The sequence below is a fragment of the Rhizobacter sp. genome (genome assembly GCA_021153565.1).
Classification (GTDB): domain Bacteria; phylum Pseudomonadota; class Gammaproteobacteria; order Burkholderiales; family Burkholderiaceae_C; genus Albitalea.
Genome location: JAJKJU010000045.1, coordinates 1 through 8,054, shown reverse-complemented (window position 1 = coordinate 8,054; position 8,054 = coordinate 1). Strand labels below are relative to the sequence as shown.

7 protein-coding genes are annotated in these 8,054 nt (G+C 63.5%); 1 reads left to right on the top strand and 6 read right to left on the bottom strand.

The genetic code is table 11. The annotated features are described in order from the left end of the window. Positions 1 to 252: 252 nt before the first annotated feature. The 5 genes from AC30NL_RS03320 to AC30NL_RS03300 form a co-directional block, all read right to left on the bottom strand. Positions 253 to 618 carry a RidA family protein gene (locus AC30NL_RS03320; RefSeq protein ID WP_489462590.1) on the bottom strand — a complete coding sequence of 122 codons (366 nt, stop codon included), beginning with the start codon at positions 616 to 618 and terminating at the stop codon, positions 253 to 255. After that, positions 615 to 1,316 (bottom strand): glycerol-3-phosphate 1-O-acyltransferase PlsY, encoded by a 702-nt coding sequence (gene plsY, locus AC30NL_RS03315; protein ID WP_489462591.1) that lies wholly within the window; start codon positions 1,314 to 1,316, stop codon positions 615 to 617. Before plsY ends, AC30NL_RS03320 begins: the two co-directional genes overlap by 4 nt. 445 nt (positions 1,317 to 1,761) lie before the next feature. Continuing rightward, positions 1,762 to 2,250 (bottom strand): Cys-tRNA(Pro) deacylase, encoded by a 489-nt coding sequence (ybaK, locus tag AC30NL_RS03310; RefSeq protein ID WP_489462589.1) that lies wholly within the window; start codon positions 2,248 to 2,250, stop codon positions 1,762 to 1,764. Between the two features lie 5 nt (positions 2,251 to 2,255). Beyond that, positions 2,256 to 3,317 (bottom strand): aldo/keto reductase, encoded by a 1,062-nt coding sequence (locus AC30NL_RS03305; protein WP_489462588.1) that lies wholly within the window; start codon positions 3,315 to 3,317, stop codon positions 2,256 to 2,258. A 254-nt stretch (positions 3,318 to 3,571) separates the two neighbouring features. Further along, positions 3,572 to 5,296, bottom strand: coding sequence for an acetate--CoA ligase (locus tag AC30NL_RS03300; RefSeq protein WP_489462587.1), 1,725 nt, complete (start codon positions 5,294 to 5,296; stop codon positions 3,572 to 3,574). A gap of 898 nt (positions 5,297 to 6,194) precedes the next feature. On the opposite strand from AC30NL_RS03300, the gene AC30NL_RS03295 reads away from it, so the two are divergent. Further along, positions 6,195 to 7,070, top strand: a complete 876-nt coding sequence (locus AC30NL_RS03295) for a YopT-type cysteine protease domain-containing protein (protein WP_489462586.1) — start codon at positions 6,195 to 6,197, stop codon at positions 7,068 to 7,070. Between the two features lie 276 nt (positions 7,071 to 7,346). Here AC30NL_RS03295 and AC30NL_RS03290 read toward each other — a convergent pair whose 3' ends face one another. Continuing rightward, positions 7,347 to 7,874 carry a GNAT family N-acetyltransferase gene (locus AC30NL_RS03290; RefSeq protein WP_489462585.1) on the bottom strand — a complete coding sequence of 176 codons (528 nt, stop codon included), beginning with the start codon at positions 7,872 to 7,874 and terminating at the stop codon, positions 7,347 to 7,349. Positions 7,875 to 8,054 lie beyond the last annotated feature (180 nt).

Below are 8,054 nucleotides of genomic sequence, written 5' to 3'. Positions count from 1 at the left end.
TTACTTCGAAGCGGGCCACAGCGAACTGGCCTGTATTGCTCCCTCGCCCCTTCGGGGAGAGGGCTGGGGTGAGGGGCCTGGGCCTCTGAGCAAACATGGACTTGTCATGTGTCAACCCCGCCTTCTTCATCGCCAAACGGGTGGTGTGGAGGGGTTGAGCAGGTGTGGGCGATGGTGGAGGCCGTGGGGCGGGAGGGGTCGAGCAGGTGCGGGCAGAGGGAGAGGGAGCGAAGACCTGGAAAGCGGTGCCCCTCAGGCCCCGGAAGATATCGCCGCCGTGACGACGATCTCGATCTTCCACTCGGGCTTGGCGAGCCTCGCCTGCACCGTCGCCCGCGGCGGCGCGTCGCCGGGCGCGACCCAGTCGTCCCACACCTCGTTCATGCCGTCGAAGTCGGCGAGGTCGGCGAGAAAAATCTGCGCCATGAGGATGTGCGCGTTGTCCGTTCCCGCCTCAGCCAACAGCTTGTCGATCATGGCCAGCACCTGCTGCGTCTGGCCGCGAATGCCTTGCGTGGCGTCATCGGGCACCTGGCCCGCGAGGTAGACCGTCTGGTTGAAGATGGCCATCTCCGAAAGCCGGTCCCCCACATGAAAACGCCGCAATCCTTGAATCATCGTTTCGCTCCGTGACCATGTCTGTGTTGATCGTGATGCCCGTGCTTACCGCCTGGGTGATGTGGTGCCGGCACCGGCGCAGACGGCGCGGCCTTCTGCCCGATTTTGCTTTCCGTGCCCTTGAGCAACTTCTGGATGTTGGCGCTGTGCCGCCACACGAGCAACAGACCCATGATGGTCACCGTCACCGCGATCGGGCCACCGCCCCAGATCAGCAGTTGGTAGAACGGCGCGAACACCGCAGCCACGATGGCCGCAAGCGACGAGTAGCGAAAGAAGAACGCGATGATGGCCCAGGTGAGCAGTGTCGCGAGCCCGAGCAGGGGCTCGATGCCCAGCAGCACGCCCGCCGCCGTCGCTACGCCTTTGCCGCCGACAAAGCGGAAGAACACCGGCCACACATGGCCGAGGAATGCCGCAAGGCCCACCAGCGCGACGGTGCCGTCGCCGAAGCCGAAGCGCGGCCCGTAGATTTTCACGAGCAGCACCGGCACGAATCCCTTGAGCGCATCGAACACGAGCGTCAGGATGGCGGCCCTCTTGTTCCCCGACCTCAGCACGTTGGTCGCGCCGGGATTGCCTGAGCCGTAGGTGCGTGGATCGTTCAGTCCCATCAGCCGGCTCACGATGACCGCGAACGACAAGGACCCGATGAGGTAGGCGGCCAGCGTGGCCGCGAGGGTGTAGGCAATCTCCATCTTCTTGGTAGAGGCGAGTGGTAGCGGATCATTGTGCACCGAGCCAACCACTCGAAGACAAGGAACCTGCTCCTGCTTTCGCTGGGGCCACCCGGAAAAGGAACAACGCAATGGAATCGCATCTCGCACATCCGAGCGCATCTCCTCTCGCTAACCCGCATGCATCGCAGCGCCGGTTGGCGCGACACTGCATCGTGCGATGCGGCACTCCGCGTTGATGCCAGTTCAGAAAACAAGAGGGGAAGCCAGTGGTGATTCTGGTCCAACGGTCGCGCCGACCGAGACGGTGGGCAGGAGTAGCGTTGTTCGCTGCCATCCTGATCTCCGTGCTGTATGTCGAGCACCGCGGCGTCACGCGACTCGCCGCCGGTGATTCCAATACAGCCGCCGTCTCACTCGACAGCTTTGAATCCGTGCTGCAGCGGCCTGGCTTCGGCAACATCGATCACAGCGCGCAGTTGACCGACTTCGCGTTCAGCAATTCCACCAGCACCGAGGGCGACACGCCCACCAAATAGCCTCGCCGCCCGCCGTTGATGCGGATCGACGGCAGTACGAGCACGCTCTCTTCGACGTACACCGGCAGGTCCTTCTTGGTTCCGAAGGGCGAGGTGCCGCCGACCATGTAGCCGCTGTGACGCTGCGCCACGTCCGGCTTGCAGGGCTCCACCGATTTCGAGCCAATCTGCCGTGCGAGATTCTTGGTGCTCACCTGCTTGTCGCCGTGCATGAGCACGATGAGCGGCTGGGCGCGCTCGTCTTGCATGACCAGCGTCTTGATGACCTGGTGTTCTGGCACGCCAAGCTGACGAGACGATTCTTCGGTGCCGCCATGCTCGACGTAGTCGTACACATGTTCGGTGAAGCTCACACCGTGGCGACGCAGGAACTGCGTCGCCGGGGTTTCGCTGACGTGGGTGCCCTTCTTGGCCATCAGATCTACTGAGCCGGATCGCGCAGGCGCCAGCGAATCGCGTCGATCTTCGCTAGAAGCTCAGGCGAAAGTTGAGTGCCCCAGGCATCGATGTTCTCGTCGAGTTGCTCGCGCGTGGTCACGCCGATGATGGTGCTCGCCACACGCCAGTTCGTGTAGCAAAAGGCGAGCGCCATCTGGGCTGGAGTGAGGTTGTGCGCACGCGCCAGCGCGTTGTATTCGCGGGCGGCGCCCAGTGCATCCGAGCGAGCCCAGCGTTGAGTTTTCATCGAGTCGAAGAGCGCAAGCCGGCCGGGCGGCTGGCCAGGCGTGTCGAGGCCCACCTCGTCGTACTTGCCCGTAAGCGAACCGAAGGCGAGTGGCGAGTACGCCAGCAGCGACACATCGTGGCGGTACATGGACTCGTCGAGTCCGTTGTCGAGCGTGCGGTTCACGAGTGCATACGGGTTCTGCACCGTCGCGATGCGCGGCAACGCGTGCTGTTCGGCGATGCGCACGAACTCGCCCACGCCATAGGGTGTTTCATTCGACAGGCCGATGGCGCGGACCTTGCCCGCCTTGACGAGCCGGCCCATGGCTTCGAGCTGCTCGTGGATGGAGCTGTATTCCCTGTCCTGGCGCGGATCGAAATACACGCCGCCGAACATAGGCACGTTTCGATTGGGCCAGTGGATCTGATAAAGGTCGATGTGGTCGGTCTGCAGTCTCTTCAGGCTGTCGTCGCAGGCCTGCAGGATGTCGGCGGCAGTGAGATTGGAGCTGCCGCTGCGCACCCAGTCCATGTTTCGAGAGGGGCCGGCCACCTTCGTTGCAAGAACGACCTTGTTGCGCAGGCTGGGCCGCTTCGCAAACCAGTTGCCGATGATGCGTTCTGTTGCCCCATAGGTCTCGCGGCGCGCCGGAACCGAGTACATCTCTGCCGTATCGATGAAGTCGATGCCGCGCGCCAAGGCGTGGTCGAGCAGAGAATGCGCCGCAGCTTCGTTGACTTGGTCGCCGAAGACCATGGTGCCGAGGCAGATCGGCGTGACACGCAGCTCGCTGCGGCCGAGAGGAATCGATTGCATGAGGTCGTTGTGGCAGAGGGAATCCGCCAGTTTGCCTCAGCACCCCAAGCCTTGACGGCCTGGGGCTTCTTGCTATGCGACGACTTCTCGCCTCAGAGGCTGAGAGTATTTCGAGCGTGTCCGAGCAGCACGTCAAAAGGCACCTGATCTAGGCGCAAATCGCAGCCATAGCTCGTGCTATGGCGAGCATTTGCAACGACGAGCAGAGGCCTTTTGACGTGATGAGCGGGCATGATCGAAATACTCCCAGCCTCTCAGCTCTCGCCTTCGATGCGACGCGCCACGCGCGCACGCTCTTCTTCCTGCAAGCGCAGCACGCGCCGCTGAACCTTGCCAGTGGTGGTCATCGGCAAGTCGTTGATGAACTCAATTTCCTTCGGATATTCGTAAGGCGCAAGCTTCCCGCGGACGTGGGCCTGCAGCTGGTCGATGAGCAAGGCATCCCCATTGAAACCTGCAGCCAGCACCACGTAAGCCTTTACCAACGCACCACGTTCGGCATCGGGCTTGGGCACCACCGCCGCGTTCGCCACCGCCGGATGCTTCACGAGACAGTTCTCGATTTCGCTCGGCCCGATGCGATAGCCTGCAGCCTTGAAGACGTCGTCACTGCGGCCCTGGTACCAAAGGTAGCCGTCCGTGTCCATGATGGCGGTGTCGCCCGTGCGGCACCATGAATCGTTCGGGTCACCGGTGAACTTGCGGCGGGTGGCGTCGTCGTTGTTCCAGTAGCCGAGAAAGAACACAGGGTCGGGATGACCGTGCACGTCGCGACGATGCACCGCCACGTCGCCGGGCGTGCCGCGCGGACATTCGCGGCCGTTGAGATCAATGACGGCAACGCGATGCCCAGGGTACGGCCGCCCCATGCTGCCGGGTCGCGCGGGCCACCCCTCATCCACGCGGGCGTCGCTCATGACGACGCGCGAGCAGTTCCCAACAATGTAGTTCATCTCGGTCTGCCCGAACATCTCATTAACCGTGATGCCGAGCTGCTTCGTGCAGTAGCCGAAGACCGCATCGCCCACCGCCTCGCCGGCACTCATGATGGCGCGCAAGGCGAGCTTGTATTGCATGCGCGGCTCGGGCACGGCCTTCATCATGGCCTTGAGCGCCGTCGGAAACAGGAAGGTATGCGTCACCCGATAGCGCTGCATCAGCTCAAAGGCCCTCACCGGTGAGAAGCGGCCCTGGTACGCCACGATGGGCCGGCCGAAATACAAGGTGGGCAAAAGCGCATCCATGAGCCCGCCAGTCCACGCCCAGTCGGCTGGCGACCAGAACACCGCATCGCTCTGCGGAAACCAGTTCTGGCTGCAGACGAAGCCGGGGAGGTTGCCGATCAAGGCCCGATGCGGAATCAGCGCGCCCTTGGGCGGGCCGGTGGTGCCGCTGGTGTAGATGAGCACCGCGGCATCGTCGGCCTTGGTGCTCATGCAGGTATAGGTTTCGGCTTCGTCGGCAAGCGCCGCGATCCAGTCGACGTCGCCGCGACCGGTCGCCCCGCCCACGGTGAGCACGGTCTTCAAACGGGGGCATGTGGCGCGCGAGGCGAGAAGGTTGTCGATGGCGCTCTCGTCGACGATGGCGACATGCGCCTCGCTGTCGTTGAGCCGGTATTCGAGTGCATCGGGACCGAAGAGCATTGACAGCGGCACTGCTACCGCGCCGAGCTGGAAGACGGCCATGTTCGCCACGGCGGTCTCGAAGCGCTGCGGCATCTGAATCGCGACGCGGTCGCCGCGTTTCACGCCGAGCTTGACGAGCGTGTTCGACAGCCGGTTCGTTTCGCGCTGAAGTTCGGCGTAGGTGCGGCTCGCCGCCCCACCGTTCTCATGCTCGTCGCGGATCGCGACCGCGTTGGGCGTCTCGCGTGCCCAGCGGTTGCAACAAGCTTGCGCAATGTTGAACTGCGAAGGCACCTTCCAGTGAAATGAGCCGTGAAGTTCAGCGTAATGATCGAGGGACTCTGCGGACATTCGCAGAGCTTACGGTGAGGGCGAAAGGTTCCCCGAAGGGAGGGTGAATTACGACACCATGCGCCCTTGTCTGCACAGTTCGGCAGCGTGGCGCCTTCCGTGCTGGCTCTTCCCGTCTTTACCGTGCGAGCCCACAGGCCGGCGCTCGCGCCATGCGTAATGGGCGCATGGTCGGCCACGAACCTCGTCAGAACCTTCTCGGCCATCGGCTTCATGACTTGACCTCGCAACGTTCCACGGAATCCATGAACGCCCCGATCGCCTCGCGCGGCGTCGCCCCGCCATCCTTCCCAGTCGGCGATCCGGCGGAATGCCGCATCGAGCGTAACGGCGAACGGCCGATTCGCCCGAGCACCGCCCCGGCTCCCGCCGGGGCCCAGGGTTCGCGATGTCCGGAACCGCGATCGCGCTCTGCCTGCAGCCTGCGGACTTGCCGCTCCAGGTCGGGTCGTCGCGCGAGGCGGGCGCCGGCGACGCATCGGCCTGCAGCCGCGCCTCGAGCTCACCGAGCCGGTCAGCGAGCTGGCCCACAGCCCTATGCGACACAACCGGGCTCGCCGCCCTTCGCGAATCGGGACAGGGCAACGCTTTTCCATGGTCGTAGCCCGAGATCCAGTGCCAGAATTTGGCGAATGTCCAGCGACGTGCCGAGTCGCGATCCGTTCACGGAGCGGTCGCAACTGGTCGCACGTCCACGCACCAAACCTGAGAAATTCCGATGCCCGACCGTATTTCCTCACCAACCCGTGCCACTGGGATCTTGCCGGGGGCGGCCCAGGCGACGGAGGGCTCCGTAGTCCCAAGCAACCGCGGAAGTGCATCATCTATGCCCGCAGCTCCCGCGGACCTATCTCGGCGACCACCCGTCGCGGACAATCGTAGCCAAGGCGCCCACCGCTTGCCGCCGGCTGCACAGATCTTCTCTGACCGCGATTGGGGCGTGGAACTGCCGGATGCGCTGAAAGGTTACCTGCAGGCCCGGACCAATCAGGCGGGTGCATTCCTGACTCATTTCGATAAGGCTCAATACGCCCGGTGGACTGGTGCCTGCCTGGGTCAGGCACATCTCTGGATGAGGCTGAACGCGGCCAACCCGAAAGCTGCCGCGACCGACCGGCTCGACGCGCTGGCATCCTTTGAGGGGTCGGTCCATGCCAACATCCATCAGCGGTCCTACAGCCACAACCGCGCAGAGGGGTTCAGCATCTCGCGGTTGTTCGGCGTCGACAGCTGGAGTGCAAAGCCTGGCACGCACGATGCCGTTTATAACCGCGAGATGAACGACCTCCATCGGATCGGGCTACACGTCCATTCGCACACCGACTTGGACCTCGCTCAGCTGCCACAAGCGATTTGCGAGATTGATGGCTACGCCCTGCTGGAGCTGAGCCTGCCCGGGAGACGCGGCGATCGCCACACTTGGGGCCTGTCCAAGACGAGCGATTCGGAGGTCACGATCTTCGACTCCAACTACGGAGAGTTCCGCGTGCCCACCGCGGAGCTGCCAGCCTTCCTGCGGCACATAAACGAACAGTTCCGTGCCGACCTTGGAGGCCCTGTTGATCGGGTGTCCTTGCGACCCTGTGTAGTGGATACCCGTTACGAGGGCACCCCGGCGGCCAATCTCTGCAGTTGGCTGGCGACCGCATCGCCGAATCCCACAAAGCCCAACTCGCGCGACGCCACGGTCGGCGGGCCGCCGCGGTCTGGAGAGGATGCAGGAGGGCCGGGGCTCAGGCACCGCGCCACAGTCCGCCGGTCGGATATAGACTGAAGGTTCGTGGAACCCACGGTTGGCCCGTCACGGTCGTCATATGGGGTATCGGGTGGGCCCCGCACTCCCACGGAACCGTACGTGAGAGTCTCCCCTCATACGGCTCTTGTTGTTGAACCGTTCAGCTTCGATAGTCCAAGTCCCAATGCACAAAGATCCTCGGCCCGCTACGACGAATTCGCCGTAGCCAGTCAAAGGCCTGCGCCAAACTGCCGTGCACACGCTTGTGCTTACGGGCAATCCATTTGGCAAGGTGCAGATATCGAGTCGCCACCCTCATTCCCTCGAACCTGGTGCGCCCGGCTTCGCGTACGCCGCCAGAGCCTCACCGTCAATGCGGCACAGGCGCCAGTCGGGCATCACGGCAGCGCCCAACCTCTTGTAGAAGCGAATGGCGTTCTCGTTCCAATCGAGCACGCACCATTCGAAACGGCCGTAGTTGCGCTCGGCAGCCAGCTTGGCCAGGCGGGACAGCATGGCTTCGCCGATGCCCGACCCGCGGTGCGAAGGCTTCACGAAGAGGTCTTCGAGGTAAAGCCCGGGCTGCGCGAGAAAGGTCGAGAAATTGGTGAAGTACAGCGCAAAGGCCACGACCGTGCTTTCGCCCTCGACCACCGCCGATGCCGGCACTTCGGCCACCATCGCCTCGGCCACCGGCTTTTCGCCGAAGAGTTGCGGCCTGAGCTTTTCAGGCGTCACCTGCAGCAGGTGGGTGAGTTTTTCGAACTCGGCGAGGTCGCGGATCAACTGGACGATGGGCGCCACATCGCGCAGTTCGGCAGGACGGATGGTGAATGGACTCATGGAGACGGATTCTCAGCCACTTCCAGCCGCGACGCGTCCCCTAATGTCTGAACCCGTGGCGGGTGTCACACATTGGCGTCTCAGAGGCTGAGAGTATTTCGAGCGTGTCCGAGCAGCACGTCAAAAGGCGCCTGATCTAGGCGCAAAGCGCAGCCATAGCTCGTGCTATGGCGAGCATTT